Raw genomic sequence first — 22,900 nt, 5'->3', positions numbered from 1 at the left:
TTCACCTCGACCTCATCGGGTCAGAGGATGCGGCCGAGTTGTTGGGCGTGGTCGCGGAGTGTTGGTAGGAAGTCGGTGCGGAGGCGGTCGATTGAGACGCGTGCCGCTGTGGTGCTGATGGACATGGCCGCGACGACTCGTCCTCTGGAGTCCGGCACGGGCACGGCCATGGAGCGCAGGCCTACTTCCAGTTCCTCGTCGGTGATGGCGAGGAGTTCGGCTCGGGCCTGTTCGATGCGCTGCCGGATTTCCTCTTGGCGTACGGGGGTTTTCGATGTGCGGGCCTCCGGACGACAACGGTCCAAATAGGACTCCAACTCCTCCGACTGGAGACCGGCGAGCAGGACGTGACCGGTCGCCGAGGCGTAGGCGGGCAGGCTCGACCCGACCCGCACACCGGTGTTGACGATCCGCATCACCTCGCTGCGGGCGACGAACAGCGATTCGTCGTCCTGGAGCACCGCGAGGGATGCCGATTCCCCGAGTTGTTCGCGCACGGCCGCCAGGTGCGGCTGGGCGAGTTGCGGGAGAGCCGCGCTCTCGCGGTAGGTGTCGCCGAGTCGCAGCAATCTGGGGGTGGGGCGGAAGTACTTGCCGTCGTAGGTGAGGTAGCCGAGCTCGACGAGGGTCAGCAGGCATCGGCGGGCGACCGCTCGGTTGAGGTCGGTGAGGCGAGCGGCGTCGCTGATGGTCATCTTCGGGGTGGTGCCGCTGAACGCCTCCAGCACGGCCAAGCCCTTGGCCAGCCCGGCCATTCCCTCCGGTGCGGGCATGCGCGCTCCTCTCGACGGCTTGACACGACCGCGGGGACGCGGTTTCACTGTTCGCACAGCAGACATGTGTTCGGATATCGAACGATAGCAGGGTTCGTTCGGGCTGTCGAGGAGAGGGAGGGTCCATGGATCGCCTGATCGGTACGACCGCTGAGTCGACACGCGATCGCGGCTGGCCCAGATCGCTGACGCGGGTGCCCTACTGGGTCTTCCAGGACGAGGCGATCTATCGCGAGGAGCACGACCGGCTGTTCCACGGCCCCTACTGGAGTTATCTCTGCTTGGAGGCCGAGCTCGCCGAGCCGGGCGACTTCTGCACCACGTTCATCGGCGAACAGCCGGTCCTGGTGACCAGAGACGTCGACGGTGAGGTCTACGCGTTCGAGAACCGCTGCGCGCACCGCGGTGCGCTGATCGCGATGGCCGACCACGGCCATGCGCAGGACTTCACCTGCGTCTACCACGCCTGGACCTACAACCTCCAGGGCGACCTCACCGCAGTCGCGTTCTCCGAAGGCGTCAACGGCAAGGGCGGCATGCCACCCGAGTTCTGCATGGCCAAGCACGGGCCGCGCAAGCTACGGCTCGCGATCGTGCACGGGCTCGTGTTCGGGACCCTCTCCAACGACGTCCCCGAAATCGAGGAGTACCTGGGCGAGGAAATCCTCGACCGGATCGACCGGGTGCTCGGCGGGCGACGACCTGTGGTGCTGGGCCGGTTCACGCAGATGCTGCCGAACAACTGGAAGCTCTACGTCGAGAACGTCAAGGACTCCTACCACGCCAGCATCCTGCACCTGTTCTTCACCACGTTCGGGATCAACCGCCTGTCCCAGCGCGGCGGGATCATCGTGGATCCCTCGGGCGGACACCACGTGAGCTACTCGGCCATCGACCGGTCGGCGGTCAGCGACAGCGAGTACAGCAAGCAGAACATCCGCTCGGAGAGCGAGTACCAGCTGGCCGACCCGTCGATGCTCGCCGGGTTCAGCGAGGTCGGCGACGACATCACGCTCCAGATCCTGTCGGTGTTCCCCGGTTTCGTGCTGCAGCAGATCCAGAACTCGGTGGCGGTGCGCCAGATCCTGCCCCGTTCGATCGACCGCACGAAGCTCAACTGGACGTACCTGGGCTTCGAGGAGGACACCGAGGAGCAGCGGTTGATCCGCCTCAAGCAGTCCAACCTGGTCGGCCCCGCGGGGTACGTGTCCATGGAGGACGGTGGGATCGGTGGGTTCGTGCAGCGCGGGATCGCGGGCGCGAGCAGCGAGTACGCGACCCTGCAGATGGGCGGCGACAGCCCGACGTCGAGCGAGAGCCGGGTCACCGAAGCCTCCGTTCGCGGGTTCTGGAAGGCCTACCGCGACGCCATGGGATTCGAACTGACCGACAGCGCGCCCGACCGCTACGAGGGGGAGAACCGCCACCCCGAGCGCGTTCGCATCCCGCACGCCGGGCAGGAGGAAGCCTGATGGACAACTCGGTCATCATCGCGCGGGCCCAGGCACGCTACGTGCGCTGCATCGACGACGGGGCGCTGGAGGACTGGCCCGACTTCTTCACCGAAGACTGCCGCTACCGCGTCACCACCGCCGACAACTACCGCCGCAACCTGCCCGCCGGTCTGATCTGGGCCGACAGCAGGGGAATGCTGTTGGACCGGGTGTCGGCGCTGCGCGAGGCCAACATCTACGAGCCGCACAGCTACCGGCACATGCTGGGACAGCCAGCCGTCGTCGCCGAATCAGGCGACGACGTTGAAAGCGAAACCTCGTTCCTCGTCCTGCGGATCACCGGGCACGGCCCGACCGACATCTTCGCCAGCGGTCGCTACGTGGATCGCTACCGAATCGACGACGGCGAAGCCCTGCTGCGCGAACGGGTCGTCGTCTGCGACAGCTCCGAGATCGACACGCTGCTGGCGTTGCCGCTATGAGCGGTGACCGGACCCTGCTCGCGATCGGCGATCCCAACGGGATCGGCCCCGAGATCGCGGTCAAGGCGGCGAAGTCCTGCGCGGGCGACGCGCCCGTGCTGGTCGGTGACCGTTCCGTGCTTGAGCCGCTGGCCGCCGAGCACGGCATGACCTTGCGCGACTACTCGCCGGATGCCCCCGCGAAGGACGGCGTGCTCTACCTGGTGGATGTGGACCACCTCCCGCCGGGCGAGCACCTGCCCGGCGTGGTCAGCGCCGAGGCCGGTGCGGCGACGATCGAGTACGTGACGAGGGCTGTCCACCTGGCGCTCGCCGGTGGTTTCCGCGGCGTGGTGGCCTGCCCGCACTCCGAGACCGCGGTGCATGCCGCTGGCATCGGGTTCCGGGGCTATCCGCCGCTGATCGCCCGACTCACCGGGGTGGCCGAAGATCGCGTGTTCCTGCTGCTCGCCGGTGGCGGGCTGCGCATCGTGCACGCCACCTTGCACGAGAGCCTCGCCGACGCGATCGGTCGGCTGTCGCCCGACCTGGTCGGCGCCGCGGGTCGCGCGCTGCACGACGCGCTGGTGGCGCTCGGCGTCGGCGCACCCCGCATCGGCGTGTTCGGCATCAACCCGCATGCCGGTGAGAGTGGCCTGTTCGGCGATGAGGACGACCGGATCACCGCTCCGGCGGTGGCCGAACTGGCCGAACGCGGCCTGTCGGTCGACGGACCCGTCGGCGCGGACGTGCTGCTCACCGCGGGCGGCTACGACGGATTCGTCGCCATGTACCACGACCAGGGCCACGTCCCGGTGAAGTTGCTGGCTGGCAGGACGGCCACGGCGTTGACCATCGGGGCCGGGGTGCCGTTCTGCAGCGTCGGGCACGGCGCGGCATTCGACATCGCCGGACGCGGCGTGGCGGACCCGACCGCGCTGATCCGCGCGTTGCGGCTGTTCCAACCTTCGAAGGAGAGCACGGCATGACCCAGCCGATCACCGTCGCGGGCACCGAAATCGAGTTCCCGTGCGAGCCGGGCCAGACGGTGCTCGAAGCGGCCGAGACCGCGGGTTGGTCGATCCCGTACTCGTGCCGCAAGGGCGTGTGCACCACGTGCACCGGCGGGCTGCGCTCGGGCGAACTCGCCGTGCGGGGCCGCGGCACGATCAGCGGGCCATCCAGCAACGTGCTGCTGTGCCGGGCCGAACCGCTCGGACCGGTCGAGATCGAGCCGCGTCGCATCGAACGCCGCGATCCGCCGCGCCGGAAGACGCTCACTACGATCGTCCACCGCATCCGCCGTCCCGCACCTCGGGTGACCGTGCTCGACCTGCGGTTCCCGATCGGCCGACGGGCCCCGTTCGAGGCTGGCCAATTCCTCAACGTCACGTTGCCCGACGGGGACACCCGGCCCTACTCCCTGGCGAACTCCCCCCAGCACAACGATGCCGCGCAGTTGCACGTCCGAACCGAGCCGGGCGGCCGGTTCTCCGAGCAGATCGTCGGTGAGCTGCGCCGCGGCGACATCATCGCGGTCGAAACGCCCTTCGGCGAGTTCGTCCTCGACGACGCCGATGCCCCGGTGATCCTGCTCGCCACCGGCACGGGCTTCGCGCCGATCAAGTCGATGGTGCTGGACCAGATCGCCCGGCGGCAGACCCGGCCGCTGCACCTCTACTGGGGCTGCCGCACTGCGGAAGACCTCTACCTGCGCGAACTGCCGGAGAAGTGGGCCGCCCGGCACGACTGGTTCCGATTCACCCCGGTGCTGTCCCGCCCAGCGCCCGGCTGGCGTGGCGCCACCGGCTGGGTCCAGCAGGCCGTCCTCGCCGACCACCCCGATCTCGGGCGCCATCGGGTCTACGCCTGCGGCAGCGAAGCGATGACCACGCACGCGCTCACCACGTTCACGAGCCGAGCGGGCCTGCCCGCGGAGCACTTCCACGCCGACGCGTTCATCCCCGCAGCGGGCTCGCTCGCGACCGCGTGAACAGGCGCCCAGGCCATTCCCGCGGCGACCACCGAGCTCGACGACCTGCCGAAATCTCCCTCCTCCCCGCTGTTTTCCGAAACGAGGTTCCAGTGTCTTCATCGACGCAGCCGCTGAGCCTGCCCGAGTTCATCGACGGCAGACGAATCAGCCGATTCCAGTACGGCGCCATCAGCCTCACCGGGCTGGTGATGTTCTTGGACGGCTTCGACACGCAGTCCATCAACTACCTGGCGCCGCACATCGCCCAGGAGTGGGGCGTGTCGAAGCAGTTGCTCGGGCCGATCTTCTCGGCCGCCCTGGTCGGTCTGATGATCGGTTACCTGCTGCTGTCCCCGCTGTCCGACCGCTTCGGCCACAAGCGACTGATCATCGCTGGCACGACGGTTTTCGCGGTCAGCACCCTGTTCTCCGTCTGGTCCACCGGCGTCACGGAACTCGTGGTACTCCGGCTGATCACCGGGATGGGTCTCGGCGCGGCCGCACCGAGCGCCATCGCACTGACCGCCGAGTACAGCCCCAAACGCTTCCGGGCGAGCTTCGTCCTCGCGATCTACTGCGGATTCTCACTCGGTTTCGTGGTCGCCGGGTTGGTGTCCGGGTGGCTCATTCCCGTGCACGGCTGGCGTTCGGTCTTCCTCGTCGGCGCACTCGCACCCTTGGTCCTCGTCCCGATCATGGTCAAGTTCCTGCCGGAGTCGCTCACCTTCTTGATCGGGCGGGGCGGAAATCCAGGACGCGCCTACCGCTACTGCTGCCGGATCGACCGGAGCCTGCCCCGCGACGCGCGGCCGGAGTTCGCGGTCACGGAGCAGGCGGCCGCCGGCCGCGTCAAGGCGAGGGAGCTGCTCTCGCGGGAATGGGTGCTGGGCACGCTGCTGCTGTGGCTGGTGTTCGCGATCAACCTCGGCGAGTTCTACGCGCTGCAGAGCTGGTTGCCGACCATCATGACCGACCTGGACTACCCGCTGACGACCGTCGTCACTGCCACCACGCTGACCACGGTCGGCGGCATCGTGATCGCCTTCCTCGTCGGCCCGGCCATGGACCGGCTCGGCGCCTACGGGTCGCTGGGCATCCTGTACCTGGCAGGCACCGTCTTCCTCGTGATCATGGCGCTGGCGTTCAACTCGCCGCTGTGGGTCCTGCTGCTCTCGGCGTTCCTCATCGGATGCAGCGTCAGCGGCGGGCAGAAGAGCCTCATCGCCCTGGCCGCGATGTTCTACCCCGCAGCGGTCAGGTCCACCGGCGTCGGTTGGGCCCTGGGCATCGGCCGCGTCGGAGGGATCATCGGGCCGCTGGTGGTGGGTGCGGCCTGGACGGCGGGCTGGTCGGCGAGCGCGCTGTTCTACGCGCAGGCCGTTCCGATGCTGATCTCCGCGATCATCGTGCTGTACTTGGGCCACCGCAACCGGCGCACCGGGTCGAGCGCCACGACGGAGCCCGCCCGTTCCGATCCCTTCCCCGCCAAGAGCGAGTAGCGTCTGTCCACCTTGGGCGCCCGCACCGAACCCGCAGGTCGCATCGCACAGCCGGGTTGTTGAACCCACCGGGTGCGCTGCGCGGGAATGCGTGTGAGCGGCGGGGTGTTGGCTCGCAATGGCTGCCGACCGGGCCCGCGCGGGCCCGGCGGTTGCTTTGCTGGGACGAGCGATGGGAGAACTAACGTGTCCAGTGGCCCTGCGGACCTCGTGCACGGGATGGCCGACATCGAACCCGGGTTGCGGCTGCACCATGTGACGGCCGGGGCGGGGGTAACGGCGGCGGGGGAGGGGCCGCGCACGCTCGTGCTGCTGCACGGCTTTCCGCAGACCTGGTGGGAGTGGCGCCGCGTCATCGGGCCGCTGGCCGAGGTGGGCTTCCGGGTGGTGGCGCCGGACTACCGCGGTGCCGGGGAGTCGTGGCGCCCGGTCGGCGGCTACGACAAGCGGACGATGGCCTCGGACGTGCACACCTTGCTGCACCAGCACCTCGGGGTGGACGGCCCGGTCGTGCTGGTCGGCCACGACATCGGCCTGATGGTCGCTTACGCCTACGCGCAGTCCTACCGCGACGATGTCTCCCACCTCGTCCTCGCCGACGCGCGCTGCCCGGCACCGCCGTGTTCGACCGGATCCGAGTCGATCCCCGGGTGTGGCACTTCGCCTTCCACGGCGCCCGCGACGTGGCCGAAATGCTGGTCGCCGGGCGGGAACGCGCCTACCTGCAGGCGTTCTTCAACGCCCGGATCGCCGATCCGTCGGCGATCACCCCGGAGGATTTCGACGTTTACGTCGACGCGTACTCCGCACCGGGCGCGATGCGGGCCGGTTTTGAGGTTTACCGCTCCTTCGACCAGGACGCCGCGGACAACCGCGCCGCCTTGCAGCGCAACGGCAAGCTGGCCGTGCCGGTGCTGGCGATGGGCGGCATGACCAGCACGACCGGCGAGCTCATGGCCGAGATGGCGCGCGAGGTCGCCGACGACGTCACCGGCGTGCGCGTGCCAGGCACGGCGCACTGGATCCCGGAGGAGAATCCGGGCGCGTTCGTCGACGCGGTGCTGAACTTCCTGTCCTGACACCGCTGTCCGCCTGACATGCCCGGCGACGGTCGCGCATTCACATCTGCTGCAATTGGCGGCGCTCGCAACAAGCGCACGAATTCGATGGCTCCAGCCCGCTTTCGCGCTCACGACACCAACCTCCTGGTTATGGGCGTGTGGGGGTGGTCTCCGGTTGGCGTGGTGTTGGGATCGCTTGGCGGAGGAGGGTGGTGTGTTGTTGGTGGTGTGGTCGGCCACCGGGTCTGGGTGTTCGGGTCGGGTCCACTGAGGACGGTGGGATGAAGATCGGGCGGTTGTGCTCGATTGTGATGTGCCAGTGTTGGTGGTGGATGGCTCGGTGGTGGTGGCCGCAGAGCATGACCATGTTGGTGAGGGTGGTGGGGCCGCCGTCGATCCACGACACGATGTGGTGGGCGTCGGGGGTGCCCGGCGGGCGGTCGCAGCTGGGGAAGGCGCAGGTGTCATCGCGGTGCAGCAGTGCTGCCCGGATGTGTGGGGGTGCGGTGCGTTCGGTGCGTCCGACGTCCAGCGGTACCCCGTCGCTGCCCAGCAGTATCGGGAGGATTTCGGCGTCGCACGCCAGCCGACGGGCGTTGTCCGCGGTGATGGGCTGGCCGGTGGTGGTGATGGTGCCGGGCAGGCCGTCGCGGCCAGCGGAGGCCAGGCCGCGCTGGAGGTCGTCGAAGTCGATGGTGATCGCCAAGTGTGGGCGCTGTCCCCCGGCTCGCGGCAGTCGGTCGGAGCCCACGGCGATGTCGAGCATCGCGTCGAACGCGTCGGCGTTGCGTTGGGCCGGGGTTCGCGGGTCGGATGTGCCGTCTTCTGCGGGGCGTGGGGCGGCGAGGGGTTGGAGTGTGGCTGTGAACTTCGCGCCGGTTTCGCGGTCGAGTCGGGCTTTGATGATCATCATGCCGTCGGTGGTCGAGCCGTAGTGCAGTTCGCGGACCTGGTGCTGGGTCTCCTCCGCGTGGAAGGCGCCGTCTTGGTCGAGGTGGTAGCGCAGTCGCTCGGCGAGCTGGGCGAGGTGGTGCGGTGGGAACTCGGTGGCGTACCCGGCGAGCATCGCTTCGGCCTGTGCTTCTTGGTCGAAGGTGCAGATCGGTGCCACTCGGGCCATGGCGTCGATGATGACGCGGGCGTGCTGCACAGTGATCGCACCCGTGTGGATCGCCTCGGCAGTGGCGGGCAGGTCAGCGGGCAACGTCTCGCCGTACAGCGTGGTGTGCGGGGTGGCGCGGCGTGCGACCAGCGTGCGGCTGCGTGCTTCGCCGGGTGAGATGTTCAGCATTTCCTGCAACCACACCTCGGTCTTGCGGGCACTGCTGTCGGTGTACAGACCACGACGCTCGGCTTCGGCGATCGCCCGCAACTGCGCTGCCATGGCCGCGCGCATCGCCGCTTCGGTCTCGCGGATCACCGCACGGATCTCGGCATCCGAGCACGCCACCATCGTCGACTGTGGACCCGGCTCGTCCACGGTCGACTCCGGCACCAACGTCATCGGTTCCATACCCACAACTATCCCACTGGTCGAACAAATATTCGATCGCTAGATGGAGTGATCAAGACCAACAAAACCACGTGCGTGCAAAACCGACGCCACCCGGCAGCACAGGTGATAGGCGCGTGAGGAACTCGCCTACGGCGCGCTAGGCGAGCCGCAATGGGGATCGGCTTTGGAGCCGGTGACAGATCTCGGTGGATTCGGGCTCGGCGGTCTGGGGCTTCAAAGATCGTTGTGTCGCTGATCTCCGATCGCGCTGCGTACGCGCCTGAATCCGGGTGGTGACCGGCAGAAACCCGAAAGCCGCGCGGCCGGTGATCCGCACCACTCCGGTGCTCGCTGTTAGCGGTCGAGTCGGCTGCTGGTCGTCGTCCCGTCGCCCGTGCGCAATGTCGCGCTGTTCGAATCTTGCCGCTGTAGCAGGGGATTCGCGGGAGGTCGGGCGTTGCGTTCTGGAGATTTCACGGGTGTGGACGACGAGGTGCGGCGCGCCGCGGCGGTCACCCGCCGCCGTTTCGTCACGCTCACCGGTGCCGCGGCGGCGGTGGCGTTCGGCACGAACCTGCCCATTTCATCGACGGCTTTCGCGGACGAGGCGTCCGTGCGGTCGGATCCGTTCACGCTCGGGGTCGCCTCCGGTGATCCGCTGCCGGACGCGGTGGTGCTGTGGACCAGGCTCGTCCCGCAGATCTTCGACCCGATGGGCGGCATGCCCGACCGCAACGTCCCGGTGCAGTGGCAGGTCGCCCGGGACGACCGGTTCCGGCAGGTCGTGCGGGACGGAACGGCGACCGCGCGGCCGGAATACCGGCACGCGGTGCACGTCGACGTGCGTGGCCTGCAGCCCGCCAGCGAGTACTTCTACCGGTTCAAGGTGGGCAAGTACCTCAGCCCGGTTGGGCGCACCAGGACCGTACCGGCAGCGGGGGCGAAGCCGTCGCGGATGCGGTTCGCCGTCGCGTCGTGCCAGAACTACCCGGACGGGTTCTACACCGCCTACCGCCACATGGTGAACGAGGATCTCGACGCGGTCTTCTTCCTGGGCGACTACATCTACGAGAACGCGATCAACCCGGTCGGCGGCAACCGCAACGACGCCGCGCTGGAGATCCCGGACATCTTCCAGGTCGCGCCGGACACCCTCGACCTGTACCGGCTGCGGTACTCGCTGTACAAGTCCGACCCGGATCTGCAGGCGGCGCACGCGGCCTTCCCGTGGATCGTCACCTGGGACGACCACGAGGTCGAGGACAACTACGCGGCCGGTGTCTCCCGGGGCAACAAGCCGGTCGAGGACTTCCTGGTGCAGCGGGCCAACGCCTACCGGGCGTACTGGGAGCACATGCCGCTGCGGCCGTTGCAGGAACCGGCGGGACCGGACGCCCAGCTCTACCGGCGGTTCGACTTCGGCGACCTGATGCGGGTCAGCGTGCTCGACACCCGGCAGTACCGCGACGACCAGTCCTGCGGTGACGGCGTCAAGGCTGGCTGCACCGAGGCCGACGACCCGGCCCGGACCTTGATGGGCGCCGCCCAGCGGACCTGGCTGGCGGACGGCCTGGCCGGTTCCGGGGCGCGATGGAACCTGCTGGCCAACCAGGTGATGGTGGCCAAGCAGCGCAACAGCCTCACCGACCCGCCGCTGGTCAACATGGACGCCTGGGACGGCTACACCGCGGAGCGGCAGCAGCTGTTCGACGAGATCAGCCAGCGGGACATCAAGGGTGTCTTCGTCATCACCGGCGACACGCACACCAACTACGCCGCCGATCTCAAGCTGGACTTCGACGACCTGAACTCCCCGACACTCGGCGTGGAACTGGTCGGCACCTCCATCACCAGCGGCGGCGACGGCTCCGACAGCAACGACCAGCTCGCGTTGCAGCTCGCGGCGAATCCGCACATCAAGTTCAACAGCTTCCAGCGCGGGTACGTGCGCTGCGAGCTCGACCGGGACCTGATGCGCGCCGACTACCTCGTCATCCCGTACATCTCACGGCCGAACGCGCCGCTGTCCACCCGTGCGTCGTTCGTGTCCGAGCGCGCCAATCCCGGTCTGCAACCGGCATGACCCGCATGCCCCGAGGAGCACAGAGGTAATTCGATGGGTGTTTTCGCCATGGTTCGCCGTCACGCCCGACTGTTCGCTCTGATCGCCGCGGTGCTCGCGGTGGTGGCGGTCGCTCAACCGCTCCGCGCGCTGGCGCAGGGCGACCGCGACGGCGGTGTGACGGTCGCGACCGATCCGGCTCAGCTCGACATCCGAACAGGACAGTGCGACGGCGGCAGCTTCACGGTGAAGCTGACCAACACCTCCCGGGAGGCGGTCTACGCCGACGCCGCGCTGTCCGCGCCGCGCGAACTCCAGTTGCAGCGCAACGCGATCTCGACCTACCTCCCAGCCGGGTACACCCGCGATGTGGTCATCCCGGTGACCTCGCCGCTGGGCACCGCGACCGGAACATATCCGATCACCGTCCGCAGTGGACGATCGACGGCGACGCTGCCGGTGTCCGTGACCGCCAGCAGCCCGGAGGTGCCGGGGAACCTCGCGATGTCCGCGACGAACGTCTCGGCGTCCTCGACCCACCAGAACTTCCGGGTCTGCGGCGCGGTGGACGGTGACGCCGATTCGGAGCACTGGTCCACGTCGACCGGCTGGAACGACGGCAACTCCAAGGTGTGGCCGGACTGGTACGAGGTGCGGTGGGACGCGCCGCAGACCGTCGGCCGGGCCGACCTCTACACGCTGAACTCCACGCGCTACCCGGCGGCCACCAACGGCCTGAAGGACTGGGACGTGCAGGTGCTCTCCGGCACCGAATGGCAGACCGTGGCGTCGGTGCGCGGGAACAGCGAAGGCCTGGTCAGCTCGACGTTCAACCCGGTGCAGACCACCGCGGTGCGCATCCTGACGCTGGCGGGCAACGGCGCGAACGACTACTCGCGCATCGTGGAGCTCGGGATTTTCGGTTCGTAGCACGGGAAAACGGAGGACCGTCGCGAATAGTTCGCACCCTCGGCTGATCGCGGGCGTTCAGCCGGGGGTGCGTTGTGTTCTGCGTCGGTTTCGGTGCGCGGCCTGTTTCGCGCGGTTGCCGCACATCGCCATGCTGCACCACCGGCGCGCACGACCTCGCGTGTGGTCGACGAACATCAGCCTGCACGCCGGGCCCTCGCAGGCCTTCACGTTGGAGAAGTCCTCCTCGCACACGAATTTCGCCAGCGCCGCTCCGATCGGCAGCAGCAGCGATTCCGGTGACCGCCACCGCCGCATCATCCGCAACTCAAGGCCGGTGTCTTCGGCCGAGTCCCGAGCGACGATTTGCCCGTAACCCTCGTCGCGGTCGAGCAGCCGGTTCAACGGCTCCAGGTCCTGGAGGTCGTCGGCGGTCAGCGGCCTGCCCCGGCGGTCGCGAACGAAGGTCCGGAACCATTCCCGCAGGCTTCGCGCCTGTGCCGCCACCCGGTCGAGCTCGCCTGGCATCGCCTGCCCCCGCAGCGTTTCGAGCGCGTCGCTGGGCACCAGGTCTGCCTGCTCCAGCCAGGCAAGGAGCCCATCGCCGCTGTCGATCCAGTCGAACTCCTTGCCTGCCGGGGTGGCGATCGAATTGAGGAAATCCAGGCCTCGGGACTCGGCGACGAACAGGGCCGGGGGGTGCTGAGCCATCTGAACCACCTTCGCGACGTGCCGACGAACGTCCCGATCAGAATAACCTCCTCACCGACTCTTGAGGAGTTACTTCTAGGGCAGTAACCTGCCAGTGTCGCTGGAGGCGGTTAGTTGTGGGCAACCTGGCGAACGTCGCGCTCCGCGCGGGGGTGAGCTGAGAGGAGGATGCCGGAATACCCTGGAGTGATGACAGCGTGGTATTCGTGCGCTGCGCTTGGGTCGGCGGATCGAAGTGGAACGTGGCCGCCGGGTCGCGGATCCCGCCGCCGTGCCGTCTTCGGTGACGCCATGCCACAAGAATCATCGAGTAACCCCACTAGATCTTTTGCTGGGGTTATTTGTCGATCTCCATAACCAGAGCGACGACTTCATCTGGTTACGTCTGCGAGGAAGATCATCATGAATGCCGTCACGTACCGCACCGTCGATGTCGATGGTCAGAAGGTTTTCTACCGCGAGTCCGGGGCATCCGACGCGCCCGCGCTGTTGCTGCTTCACGGGTTCCCCACGTCGAGTCACATGTTTCGGGAACTCATCCCGCTGCTGTCCGATCGCTTCCACCTCATCGCCCCGGATCTCCCGGGGTTCGGCCAGTCGGACATGCCCGCGCGCGACGAATTCACGTACACGTTCGACAACCTCGCCGATGTGATCGATCGGTTCACCGAAGTGGTCGGCCTCGATCGCTTCGCGATCTACGTCTTCGACTACGGGGCGCCGGTCGGCTTCCGGATCGCCGTGCGGCACCCGGAGCGCATCACCGCGATCATCTCCCAGAACGGCAACGCCTACGTCGAGGGATTGAGCGACGGTTGGAACCCCATCCGGGCCTACTGGCAGGATCCGTCGGCGGCCAACAGGGAAGCAGTCCGCGTCTTCCAGGCCCCGGAGACCACGGTCTGGCAATACACCCACGGTGTTCCCGACGAGGCCTTCGTCTCCCCGGACGGGTACGCGCTCGACAACGCCTACCTCGCGCGTCCCGGCGCCGACGAGGTTCAGCTTGACCTGCTGCTCGATTACGCCAGCAACGTCGCGCGCTACCCGGTCTTCCAGGAGTACTTCCGCACCCACCAGCCGCCGTTGCTCGCGGTGTGGGGCCGCAACGACCCGTTCTTCCTGCCGCCAGGGGCCGAAGCGTTCCGCCGCGACATCCCCGGTGCGGACATCCGCTTCTTCGACACCGGGCACTTCGCGCTGGAAACCCATCGTGCGGAGATCGCGGCGGCGATCCGCGAGTTCCTCGACGCGGCAACCCGCGACCAAGCAACCCGCAAGACCACTTTCGCGTCGTAGTCGGGCGACCCATCGCTTGGAGAGATGTCATGCGCGCTATCGTCATCGAACGGTTCGGCGGGCCGGAGTGCCTCGTCTACAAAGAAATTCCGGAGCCGGAGCCAACGGCCGGGCACGTCGTCATCGAGGTCAAGGCGTTCGGCATCAACCACGCTGAAATGCACCTGCGCAGAGGTGAATGGGCCGAAGCCGCCGAGGTCAGCGGCATCGAATGCGTCGGCTTGGTGAAATCCTGCCCCGGCGGTGAGTTCCCGGTCGGCGCCAAGGTCGCGGCCCTGATGGGCGGACTCGGGCGCACCATCAACGGCAGCTACGCCGAATACACCCGGGCACCGGTGTCGAATGTCGCACTCATCGAATCCGACCTGCCCTGGGCCGAACTCGCGGCCATCCCGGAAACCTACGCCACCGCTTGGACCTGCCTGTTCCGCAATCTGGAGATCGAGCAGGGGCAATCACTGGTCATCCGGGGCGCGACCTCCTCCTTCGGTCAGGCCGCGCTCAACCTGGCGGTCAACGCCGGTGCTCGGGTCATCGCCACCACCCGCAACCCGAAGCGGTTCGCGATGCTGCGCGAACTCGGGGCGGAGCGCGCCGAGTTGGAGGGCCCGGAGCTCTCCCAACGGATCGCCGAGGCCAAGCAACTCGACGCGGTGCTGGACCTCGTGGGCAACAGCACCATCCTCGATTCCCTCGCCCTGCTGCGCCGGGGCGGCCGCGCATGCTTGGCCGGGTGGCTGGGCGGTCTCGACCCGATCGCCGACTTCAACCCGCTGCTGCAGATGGCAAGCGGCGTGTACCTGACCTTCTTCGGCAGCTTCGTGTTCGGAACCCCCGGTTTCCCGCTCTCCGACGTGCCGCTGCAGACGATCGCGGAACAGGTCGCGGCCGGTCGCCTGAAGGCGAAGCCATCACGGGTGTTCGGCTTCGAGGAAGTACGCGAAGCGCATCGCGTGATGGAAGCCAACGAAGCCCGCGGCAAGATGGTCGTCGTCCACTCCTGATCAGCCGCGTCCGTACCGCGAAGGGCACCCGAAACAACGAGCTCGACAGCCGGTGAGCGGCACTTCCGCCTGGCTGTACCGGAAGAACGGGCCGCGCACCGAACGGTCAGCCGCGCCCCGCGATCGGCTACGACTGCGCGGTGGGTCGGAGGGTGCGGTCGAGCAGGTCGAGGAGCGCCGTCCAGTGGCGTTCGGCTGCTTCGGGGTGGTAGGCGGCCGTGTCGGCTTGGGTGTAGCCGTGGTGGGCGCCTTGGTAGACCTCGCAGCGGTGGCGGACACCTGCCGCCGTGAGTGCTTCGTCGAGGCGGTCGATCTGGGCGGTGGGCAGCGACGCGTCCTGGTCGGCGTGTCCGAAGTAGAGCTCCGCGGTGATGCGGTCGGCGACCAGGTGCGGGCTGTCGGGGGCTTCGGTGGCCAGGTTGCCGCCGTGGAAGCCCGCCGCGGCGGCGACGCGCTCGGGGTAGGCACCGGCGGTGCGGAGGGCCAGTACCGCTCCCATGCAGTAGCCGGTGATGCCGACCGGCCCGGTGGTCACCTCGGGGCGGGTGGCCAACCAATCGAGGTAGGCCCCGGCGTCGCGCATCGCGAGCTCGGGGGTCAGCGCCTGGATGAGCGGGCCGATCTGCTGGAAGATCTCGGGGCGTTGGCCGGGGTCGATGAACTCGGGCACCTCGATCACCGGCGTGCGCCCGTGCCGGTAGAAGACGTTGGGCACCAAGACGGTGTAGCCGGACGAGGCCAGCCGGTCGGCCATCTTGATCAAGTGGGGACGCAGGCCGAAGGCGTCCATGTAGAACAGAACTGCAGGGTGGGGCCCGGTGGTGTCGGGGTGGGCAAGGTAGGCGTCAGCGACGCCATCCGGCGTGGGGATGTCCACCGAAGTTCCGCGTACGGCGTTCATGGACGGTGCTCTCTCCTCGTAAACCGCGATGTGCCGAGTGGTTCCGTGGGGTCGGCTGGCCCGAGTACGGCGTGGGCCACGGCAATGCGCCGTTCGGACCCATCCGGAAGGTTACTCGATGCGGTTGTGGCGCCGGTGGGCTGCGGCCGACCTGGGGCGACCAATGGCACGCATCGCCCGCATGAGCCGTTCAGGGCAATTCGCCCACAATTCATTGATCTTCCCTTTGCGACCGGACAAACTCCGACATCGGCGTTCGTTTTCGAACAACAAAGCACACGATGCACCGTCGTGTGCGCGAGCGGAGGCGCCCATGTCGGTCGGCGGACGTGGCAGCCGGTTCGAAGGCCAGTCCCGGTGGACTGCCCGGCGGAGGCTGGTCGCCGCCACCGCCGTGGCGATCGTGATCGGTGGACTGCCTTTGACCGCGGCCCAGGCCCAGCAGATCAACGGCCCGCTCGATCCCGCGACCATCGAGTCCTACCTGGAAGACCCGCGGCGCACCGGGGAGAACCAGGAACCCCAGCACGCGCTGCTGCGCCCCTACGCCGGTCCGCAGCAGGCCCTGGACGGCGCCCGCCACGACACCGACGCCCCGGCGGACACCCCGACCCCCTGGACCCGCTCCCTCGACGGGCGCTGGAGATTCCAGTACGCCGACCACTACCGCGACCTCCCGTCCGGTTGGCAGACCGGCGGGAACTCCGAGCAGTGGGGCGAGATCAACGTTCCCGGCGTGTGGCAGCAGCAGGGCTACGACCGGCCGATCTACCGCAACGTCCCGTCCGAGATCGCGCCCTACGATCCACCACGGGTTCCCGACGACATCAACCCGACCGGCGCCTATCTGCGGGCCTTCGAAGTACCCGAGGACTGGAACGGGCGACGCCAGCTGCTCCGGTTCGAAGGGGTCACCAGCGGCTGGTTCGTCTGGATCAACGGCCAATACGTCGGCTACGACCAGGGTGGCTACACCCCTGCCGAATTCGACGTGACCAGGCACCTGCGACCAGGCACGAACACCATCGCCGTCCAGGTGCACCGGTGGAGTTCCGGTTCCTACCTGGAGAACATGGATTTCTGGCATCTCGCTGGGATGTTCCGCGGCGTGCAGCTCTACAGCGTGCCCCGCACCCACCTCGAAGACATCACGGTCCGCACCGACCTCGACGACCGCTATCGCAACGCCGACCTGCGACTTGGCGTCGAACTACGCCGCGTGGACGGCGGTAGCAGCGGTCCGCACAGCGTGCGGGCCACCCTGCACGACCCGGCCGGGGCAGCGGTGACCAGCTTCGGTCGGCAGGTCGAGATCGAGGGCGCCGGTGCGGCGGTCGAACTCACCGCGCCCGTCCCGCAACCCCGGTTGTGGAGCGACGAAACACCCGAGCTGTACACGGTGGTGGTCGAACTGCTCGACGCCCGCGGCAACCTCATCCACGTCACCGAACAACCGGTGGGCTTTCGGGAAGTCGAGGTTCGCGGTGAACAGTTCCTGCTCAACGGGAAAGGCGTCGACCTGCGCGGCGTGAACCGGCACGAGCACGACCCGCGAACCGGTCGCACCGTCAGCCGCGAACGGCAACGCGAAGACGTCGCACTGATGCGGCAGCACAACGTCAACGCGGTGCGGACCGCGCACTACCCGGACGACCCGTTCTGGTACCGGCTGGCCGACCGCAACGGCCTGCTGCTGGCCGACGAGGTCGACATCGAAACCCATTACCGGGAGGACTGCGAGGCGACCGAACCGGGCATGGACTGCCTCGCCGACCGCGACGAATGGCAGTCGGCGTTCGCCGACCGCTTCAACGCCCTGCTGGAACGCGACAAGAACCACCCGAGCGTCATGTTCTGGGACACCGGCAACGAGGCCGGGCTCGGCGAGGCGCACTACGCGATGGCCGAACACGCCCGCGCCACCGACCCGACCCGGCCGCTGTACCACCAGTCCAACGTCCCGGACGGGGACGCGCCTTTCGCGGACATCTGGGGTCCGCGCTACCCGTCACCGCAGTCGCTGGAAGAGATCGCCCGGGAAACCACCAAACCGGTGATCATGGGCGAGTGGCTGCATTCGATGGGCAACAGCCTCGGCCACTACGAGGACATGTGGCAGACCATCCGCCGGGAACCGTCGCTGCAGGGCGGTTTCGTGTGGGACTGGGTGGATCAGGGCCTGCTGCGGCCGCTGCGCATCTCCCCGGATTCCTCCGGCAACAACCTTCCCGCTCACCTGGGCGGGAATCCGGTGACCGTGCCAGGTGCGGACGGCAACGGCCTGCGACTGTCCGGTTTGGACGATTGGGCGGAGGCGTACCGGGACCCGAAGCTCGACATCGGCGGCCGTGCCGTCACCCTCGACATCCAGGTGAAACCGCTGTCCTGGGCGGGCTCCGCGGCGTTCCTGACCAAGGGCGACAAGCAGTGGGCGTTGCAGATGCCGGATGCGGACCACGTCGAGTTCTTCGTCTACGGCAACGACTCCTGGCACACCGCGCGGGTCGCCGTGCCGCCTGACTGGTGGGGGAACTGGCACCGCTTGACCGGCACCTACGACGGTTCCCAGGTGCGGCTGTTCATCGACGGCGAGCAGGTCGCCACGGAGCCGTACCGCGGCGAGATCGCGCAGAACACGATGTACACCGTCTCCGTCGGGCGCAATCAGGAGAAGCACCGCGACCAGTACGCGGGCCGCACCGCGCACGCCGTGGTCGACTCGGCGCGGGTGTACGACGTGGCGCTGGCGCCGGAACGGATCGCAGCAGGCGTTGACCCCAGCGGCGAGGCCGTGCTGGCGCTGGACTTCGAAGTCGAGGAACAGCGGGGCGAGTTCCTCGACTACGGATCGTCGAACTTCCTCGCCAACGGGGTGATCAACGCCGACCGGGTTCCGCAGCCCGAACTGGCGCAGATGGCCTACAGCCACGCCCCGATCCGGTTCGAGGACTCCGGGGTCGGCCGGTTCGTCGTCCGCAACCTCAACCACACGCTGCCAACCACCGCGTACGACCTGCGCTGGAAACTGGTCGAGGGCGGTCGGGAACTCGCCAGCGGCCCGATCGACGTCGACGTGCCGCCGGGCGGTGCGGCGGAGGTCGCCCTCGATCTCCCGCCCGCCGGTGAGACCGAACGGTTCCTGGTGTTGGACGCGGCGCTGAAGGTGGCTGCTCCGAGCATCCCCGCCGGGCATGTCGTGGCCACCGAGCAACTCCGCGCCGGTGGGACGAAACCTCCGCCGCCACCGGTCGATCCGGCCCCACCAGCGGCCAACCCCACCTTCGAGCAAACCGATGCGGCGATCACGGTCCGGGGAGCCGAGTTCAACTACACCTTCGACCGGCAGGCTGGCACCCTGTCGTCGCTGAACGCGGGCGGGGTCGAGCGGCTCGTCGGCGGCCCCCAGCTCGACGTGTTCCGGGCGCCCATCGGCAACGAGTGGAGCGAATGGAGCGGGATCGAGCCGGAGGCGCAGTTCCGCGCCGTCGGGCTGGACCGGCTGCGCACCACCACCCGATCCGTCCAGGTCGATCAACCGGCGCCAGAACAGGTCCGGGTCGTGATCGACACCGATTCGGCCGCCCCCGACGTAGCGGACAACGGCTTCACCAGCAGGTGGACCTACACCATCGACGGTGCCGGGCGGATCCGGCTGGATCACCGGGTGGCGGCCTATGGCGAGCGGTTGCGGTCACTGCCCTGGCTGCCGAAGATCGGTTTCTCGCTCCGGGTACCGGAATCGTTCGCCACCCTGGACTGGTACGGCAGGGGACCGGGCGAGTCCTACCCGGACCGCAAGAACTCCGCGCACCTCGGCCGCTGGTCCGGGTCGGTGGACGCGCAATGGTTCGATTTCCTGCCGCCGCAGGACAACGGCGTGAAAACGGAGACCTCGTGGGCGGCGCTGTCCGCCACCGACGGCGGGCTGCTGGTCTCCGGCGACGCGTTCAACGTCGCGGTGAACCGCTATTCCAACACCGAACGCACCGATTTCGGCTGGCAGCTGCGCCGGGACGGGTTCGTCAACCTGCACGTCAGTGCCGCGGTGACCGGCCTCGGTGACACCCCGGTGCCGGTGCAGGAGCAGTACCGGGTGCGCCCGGACCAACCGCACAGCTACTCGGTTCTGCTGCAACCACTGCCCTGACCGATCCGTTGGCGAAGGGCCGTCGCGAGGTGAAGGTGGTTCATGTTGCGGATGCTGCCCGTCCGCGACCGGCGGTTCAGGGTTTGCGGCCGACTCCTGCCCAGATGACGGACTCCTCGGGGGTCCTGAAGTCGATCTCGGGTGAGTTCGGACTGCTGTCTTCGGAGTGCCACAGGGGTGTCCAGGTCATTCCTGGCTCCATGAGCTGGAAGTCTCCGAAGAGCTCGCCGATTTGCGTCCGGGAGCGCCAGATCACCGGGCTGCTCGCCGTGTCGTACAGCTTCTTGAGTTCGACGAGCTTTCCGGAGATCTGCTCGGGCACCCCGTCGTCGGTGATGTGCGAGATGGCCAGGTAGGAACCGGGTGTTAGCAACTCGCGGTACCGCGTGAGGACCGTCGGCGAGATGTCGGTGCCGTCCGGGCCTGGCTGCATGACGTGGAGAACGGCGATGAACAGCAGCGCGATCGGCTCTTCGAAGTCCAGTACGCCGGTTTCGATCGCCCGTTGCCACAGGAGCTCGGGATTGCGCAGGTCCGCGTTGATGACCGCGTGGCGAGCGGGGTCGCCGTGCTGTTCGAGCAGCGTTTGGGAGTGGGCGACGGCGACGGGTTCGTTGTCCACGTAGACGACCCGTGCGTCCGGGGCGGCTTCGTCGGCGACGGCGTGGGTGTTTCCCATGGTGGGCACGCCGGAGCCGATATCGATGAACTGCCGGATGCCTTGCTTGCGCAGCTGGCGCACGGCCCGGTGCAGGAACAGCCGGTTGGCGATCGCGATGGGGCGCAGCAGCGGGAACTCGGCGAGCACGCGTTGCCCGAATTCGCGGTCGATGGCCCAGTTGGCGTTACCGCCCAGGTACCAGTCGTAGACCCGGGCTACGCTCGGCCGACTGAGGTCGACTCCTTGCGGGAGGAACGGGTCCTGCTCGCTCATGGCGACAATCCTTTGCCCAAGACGGCCGATCTGGCGCATCGGATTGTAGTAGTTCGACCCCGCGCTGTGAGCATCCGGATGCCGAGGCCCACCAACTCCTCGGCACGACCTGATCAACGTCGTTTCTCGAAACAGTCCCCGGTCAAGCTTGTTCGGCGCGTTCGAGCTCCTCGGCGAGAATCGGTACGGCGACGGTGGCGGCGTGGATGCCGATCACGCTGACGATCTCCAGCACCTCCACGATCTCTTCCTGCGTCGCGCCGTAGCGGACGGCGTTGCGCATGTGCAGCTTCAGACCTGGGACGTACAGGTGCGTGGCGGAGGCGTCGAAGGCCGTGTAGATGAGCTCCTTCACCTTGGGTTCGAGCACACCGGTGCGCCACGGCACCGATGAGAACTCGGTGTAGGCCTCGAACAGCTCCGGGTCGACCTCCAAGATCCCGTCCCAGAAGGAGTGCCAGTAGCCGCGGTTCTCGGTGAACTCGGCCTTGATCCGCTCCTGGTTCTCGTCCAGCGGTTTCGGCCCGGTGCGCAGTCCCTCTTCTTCGAGCACTTCCAGCAGCAGCGGCACCCCGATGTTGGCCGCGTGGATGCCGAGGGTGGAGGTCAGTTCGAGGACCTCCATCACCTCCTCCCGCGTCGCGCCGAACGCCAGGGCGGCCCGGATGTGCTGGCGGATACCGGGTGTGTAGAGGTGGGTCGCCGCGGCGTCGGCGGCGATGTAGATGAATTCCTTGACCTTGTTGTCGAGGTGGTTCTTCCGCCACGGCACGGCGGAGAACTTCAGGTACGCCGCCAGGAAGTCCGGGTCCAGCCGCAGGATGCTCTGCCACGCGTCGCTCCAGGTCCCGCGGACCCGGATGAACTCGGCCTTGAGCTCCTCTTGGTGCTCGGTCAGTCCCGTCGACGTCATGCTCGTTCTTCCTTTCCCTCGTGCGTGTCCGTCAGCCACCGCACGATTTCCGTGTGATCGGCCGAGGCGGGCAGCTCCTCAGCCGCCTTGGCCCACAGTTCGACCGCTGCCTCGCCGAGCAGCGCGGGCCATCCGGTCTCCTCGGCGAGGTCGACCGCGATCCGCATGTCCTTGAGCATCAGGCGCAGGCCGAACCCGGAATCGAACGTGCCGGGCAGCACGAAATTCGGCCATTTCGCCTCGGTGGACCCGCTGCGGCCGCTGGAGCCGTTGACGACTTCCAGCATCACGGCGGGATCGAGGCCGAACTCCCGGCCTGCCAGCAGTGCCTCGGAGCTGACCAGCAGGTGGGTGGCCGACATCAGGTTGTTCAGCGCCTTGAGCGCGTGGCCCGCGCCGATACCGCCGACGTGGGTGACCTTGCCGCCCAGGCAGTCCAGCGGCGGGCGCACCCGCGCCACGTCCTCGGCGGCACCGCCGACCATGATGGTGAGCGTGCCCGCTTCGGCGCCGCCGACTCCGCCGGACACCGGTGCGTCGACCATTCGCAGGTCTCGGCCTGCTGCCCGGTCGGCCAACATCCGCGTCGAGTGCGGGCGCGACGAGCCCATGTCGACGAGCACGGTGCCGGGTGTGGCGGCGTCGAGCAGTCCCGCTTCGTCGAGCACGTGCTCCACGACGTCGGAGCTCGGCAGCATGAGCAGGATCGCGGCCGCGCCTTCGGTGACCGCGGCCAGTTCGGCGACCGGTTCGGCGCCCAGTCCGGCGATGCGGTCGCGTGCGGCCGGGTCGGTGTCGAAACCCCGGACGGTGTAACCGGCTTCGACGAGCCGACGGACCATGGGCGTGCCCATGTTGCCGAGCCCGATGAAGCCGAGCACCGCGCCGGGGGCCAGTGGGGTGGTCACGGGACGTCGATCCCTTCCGCCCGCAGTTCGGTCAGCACCCGCTCGGCGACGCGGAACGACTCCAACGCGGCTGGCACACCGCAGTAGATCGCCGTCTGGAGCAGCGCCTCCTGGATTTCGGTCTGCGTGCAGCCGTTGCGCACCGCCCCTCGGACGTGCACCGCGAGTTCATGCATCCGGTTGAGGGCGGTGAGCATCGTGAGGTTGAGCAGGCTGCGCGTCTTGCGCTCCAAGCCTTCGCGGGTCCACACCTCGCCCCAGCAGTACTCGGTCACGAGTTCCTGAACGGGCCTGCTGAATTCGGTGACCTTCGCCAGCGACCGTTCAACGTGGTCCGCGCCCAGCACTTCCTTCCGCGCCTTGAGTCCCTCGTCGAATCGTGCCTGGTCCATGT

At 68.0% G+C, this 22,900-nt stretch carries 20 protein-coding genes; 12 read left to right on the top strand and 8 right to left on the bottom strand.

The features are described from left to right. Positions 1 to 20: 20 nt before the first annotated feature. Complete coding sequence (locus ACTWQN_RS02635) at positions 21 to 773, bottom strand: IclR family transcriptional regulator domain-containing protein (protein ID WP_443201675.1); 753 nt, start codon at positions 771 to 773, stop codon at positions 21 to 23. A 125-nt stretch (positions 774 to 898) separates the two neighbouring features. On the opposite strand from ACTWQN_RS02635, the gene ACTWQN_RS02630 reads away from it, so the two are divergent. From ACTWQN_RS02630 to ACTWQN_RS02600, 7 genes are all read left to right on the top strand, one after another. Then, the gene (locus ACTWQN_RS02630; protein ID WP_443201674.1) at positions 899 to 2,245 is read left to right on the top strand and encodes an aromatic ring-hydroxylating dioxygenase subunit alpha; all 1,347 of its coding nucleotides are present in this window, start codon (positions 899 to 901) and stop codon (positions 2,243 to 2,245) included. Next, positions 2,245 to 2,709 carry an aromatic-ring-hydroxylating dioxygenase subunit beta gene (locus ACTWQN_RS02625; RefSeq protein WP_443201673.1) on the top strand — a complete coding sequence of 155 codons (465 nt, stop codon included), beginning with the start codon at positions 2,245 to 2,247 and terminating at the stop codon, positions 2,707 to 2,709. The genes ACTWQN_RS02630 and ACTWQN_RS02625 overlap by 1 nt, the downstream gene beginning before the upstream one ends. Then, positions 2,706 to 3,677, top strand: a complete 972-nt coding sequence (locus ACTWQN_RS02620; RefSeq protein WP_443201672.1) for a PdxA family dehydrogenase — start codon at positions 2,706 to 2,708, stop codon at positions 3,675 to 3,677. Before ACTWQN_RS02625 ends, ACTWQN_RS02620 begins: the two co-directional genes overlap by 4 nt. Further along, the gene (locus ACTWQN_RS02615; protein WP_443201671.1) at positions 3,674 to 4,681 is read left to right on the top strand and encodes a 2Fe-2S iron-sulfur cluster-binding protein; all 1,008 of its coding nucleotides are present in this window, start codon (positions 3,674 to 3,676) and stop codon (positions 4,679 to 4,681) included. The genes ACTWQN_RS02620 and ACTWQN_RS02615 overlap by 4 nt, the downstream gene beginning before the upstream one ends. A 92-nt stretch (positions 4,682 to 4,773) precedes the next feature. Beyond that, a complete protein-coding gene (locus ACTWQN_RS02610) occupies positions 4,774 to 6,162 on the top strand; it encodes an MFS transporter (protein ID WP_443201670.1) in 1,389 nt (462 codons plus the stop codon). Positions 6,163 to 6,249: 87 nt separating this feature from the next. Next, positions 6,250 to 7,095, top strand: a complete 846-nt coding sequence (locus ACTWQN_RS02605; RefSeq protein ID WP_443201669.1) for an alpha/beta fold hydrolase — start codon at positions 6,250 to 6,252, stop codon at positions 7,093 to 7,095. Further along, the gene (locus ACTWQN_RS02600; RefSeq protein WP_443201668.1) at positions 7,092 to 7,241 is read left to right on the top strand and encodes an alpha/beta fold hydrolase; all 150 of its coding nucleotides are present in this window, start codon (positions 7,092 to 7,094) and stop codon (positions 7,239 to 7,241) included. The genes ACTWQN_RS02605 and ACTWQN_RS02600 overlap by 4 nt, the downstream gene beginning before the upstream one ends. A gap of 130 nt (positions 7,242 to 7,371) precedes the next feature. On the opposite strand, the gene ACTWQN_RS02595 is transcribed toward ACTWQN_RS02600, so the two are convergent. Further along, the gene (locus tag ACTWQN_RS02595) at positions 7,372 to 8,736 is read right to left on the bottom strand and encodes an HNH endonuclease (RefSeq protein WP_443201667.1); all 1,365 of its coding nucleotides are present in this window, start codon (positions 8,734 to 8,736) and stop codon (positions 7,372 to 7,374) included. A 439-nt stretch (positions 8,737 to 9,175) separates the two neighbouring features. Here ACTWQN_RS02595 and ACTWQN_RS02590 point away from each other — a divergent pair, with 439 nt between their 5' ends. Next, complete coding sequence (locus ACTWQN_RS02590; protein WP_443201666.1) at positions 9,176 to 10,801, top strand: alkaline phosphatase D family protein; 1,626 nt, start codon at positions 9,176 to 9,178, stop codon at positions 10,799 to 10,801. Positions 10,802 to 10,834: 33 nt separating this feature from the next. After that, complete coding sequence (locus tag ACTWQN_RS02585; RefSeq protein ID WP_443201665.1) at positions 10,835 to 11,710, top strand: discoidin domain-containing protein; 876 nt, start codon at positions 10,835 to 10,837, stop codon at positions 11,708 to 11,710. Between the two features lie 57 nt (positions 11,711 to 11,767). On the opposite strand, the gene ACTWQN_RS02580 is transcribed toward ACTWQN_RS02585, so the two are convergent. Continuing rightward, positions 11,768 to 12,400, bottom strand: a complete 633-nt coding sequence (locus ACTWQN_RS02580; protein ID WP_443201664.1) for a CGNR zinc finger domain-containing protein — start codon at positions 12,398 to 12,400, stop codon at positions 11,768 to 11,770. 402 nt (positions 12,401 to 12,802) lie between these two features. On the opposite strand from ACTWQN_RS02580, the gene ACTWQN_RS02575 reads away from it, so the two are divergent. Both ACTWQN_RS02575 and ACTWQN_RS02570 read left to right on the top strand, forming a co-directional pair. Beyond that, positions 12,803 to 13,699 carry an alpha/beta fold hydrolase gene (locus ACTWQN_RS02575; RefSeq protein WP_443201663.1) on the top strand — a complete coding sequence of 299 codons (897 nt, stop codon included), beginning with the start codon at positions 12,803 to 12,805 and terminating at the stop codon, positions 13,697 to 13,699. Between the two features lie 29 nt (positions 13,700 to 13,728). Beyond that, positions 13,729 to 14,703, top strand: coding sequence for a zinc-binding alcohol dehydrogenase family protein (locus ACTWQN_RS02570; protein WP_443201662.1), 975 nt, complete (start codon positions 13,729 to 13,731; stop codon positions 14,701 to 14,703). Between the two features lie 127 nt (positions 14,704 to 14,830). Here ACTWQN_RS02570 and ACTWQN_RS02565 read toward each other — a convergent pair whose 3' ends face one another. Continuing rightward, the gene (locus ACTWQN_RS02565; RefSeq protein WP_443201661.1) at positions 14,831 to 15,604 is read right to left on the bottom strand and encodes a dienelactone hydrolase family protein; all 774 of its coding nucleotides are present in this window, start codon (positions 15,602 to 15,604) and stop codon (positions 14,831 to 14,833) included. Between the two features lie 313 nt (positions 15,605 to 15,917). On the opposite strand from ACTWQN_RS02565, the gene ACTWQN_RS02560 reads away from it, so the two are divergent. Further along, the gene (locus ACTWQN_RS02560; RefSeq protein WP_443201660.1) at positions 15,918 to 19,751 is read left to right on the top strand and encodes a glycoside hydrolase family 2 TIM barrel-domain containing protein; all 3,834 of its coding nucleotides are present in this window, start codon (positions 15,918 to 15,920) and stop codon (positions 19,749 to 19,751) included. Positions 19,752 to 19,827: 76 nt separating this feature from the next. Here the strand turns inward: ACTWQN_RS02560 and ACTWQN_RS02555 are convergent, their stop codons facing one another. From ACTWQN_RS02555 to pcaC, 4 genes are all read right to left on the bottom strand, one after another. Then, entirely contained in the window at positions 19,828 to 20,685 is an 858-nt protein-coding gene (locus ACTWQN_RS02555) for an SAM-dependent methyltransferase (RefSeq protein ID WP_443201659.1), read from the bottom strand. 142 nt (positions 20,686 to 20,827) lie between these two features. Next, on the bottom strand, positions 20,828 to 21,598 hold the full coding sequence (locus ACTWQN_RS02550; protein WP_443201658.1) for a carboxymuconolactone decarboxylase family protein: 771 nt from the start codon (positions 21,596 to 21,598) through the stop codon (positions 20,828 to 20,830). Next, positions 21,595 to 22,506, bottom strand: coding sequence for an NAD(P)-dependent oxidoreductase (locus ACTWQN_RS02545; RefSeq protein ID WP_443201657.1), 912 nt, complete (start codon positions 22,504 to 22,506; stop codon positions 21,595 to 21,597). The genes ACTWQN_RS02550 and ACTWQN_RS02545 overlap by 4 nt, the downstream gene beginning before the upstream one ends. Continuing rightward, the gene (gene pcaC, locus ACTWQN_RS02540) at positions 22,503 to 22,898 is read right to left on the bottom strand and encodes a 4-carboxymuconolactone decarboxylase (RefSeq protein ID WP_443201656.1); all 396 of its coding nucleotides are present in this window, start codon (positions 22,896 to 22,898) and stop codon (positions 22,503 to 22,505) included. The genes ACTWQN_RS02545 and pcaC overlap by 4 nt, the downstream gene beginning before the upstream one ends. Between the last annotated feature and the right edge of the window lie 2 nt (positions 22,899 to 22,900).

It is taken from the genome of Saccharopolyspora antiqui, from assembly GCF_052246905.1.
Classification (GTDB): domain Bacteria; phylum Actinomycetota; class Actinomycetes; order Mycobacteriales; family Pseudonocardiaceae; genus Saccharopolyspora.
Note: the sequence above shows the minus strand (reverse complement) of the source record. Positions and strands in the feature narration are given on the sequence as shown.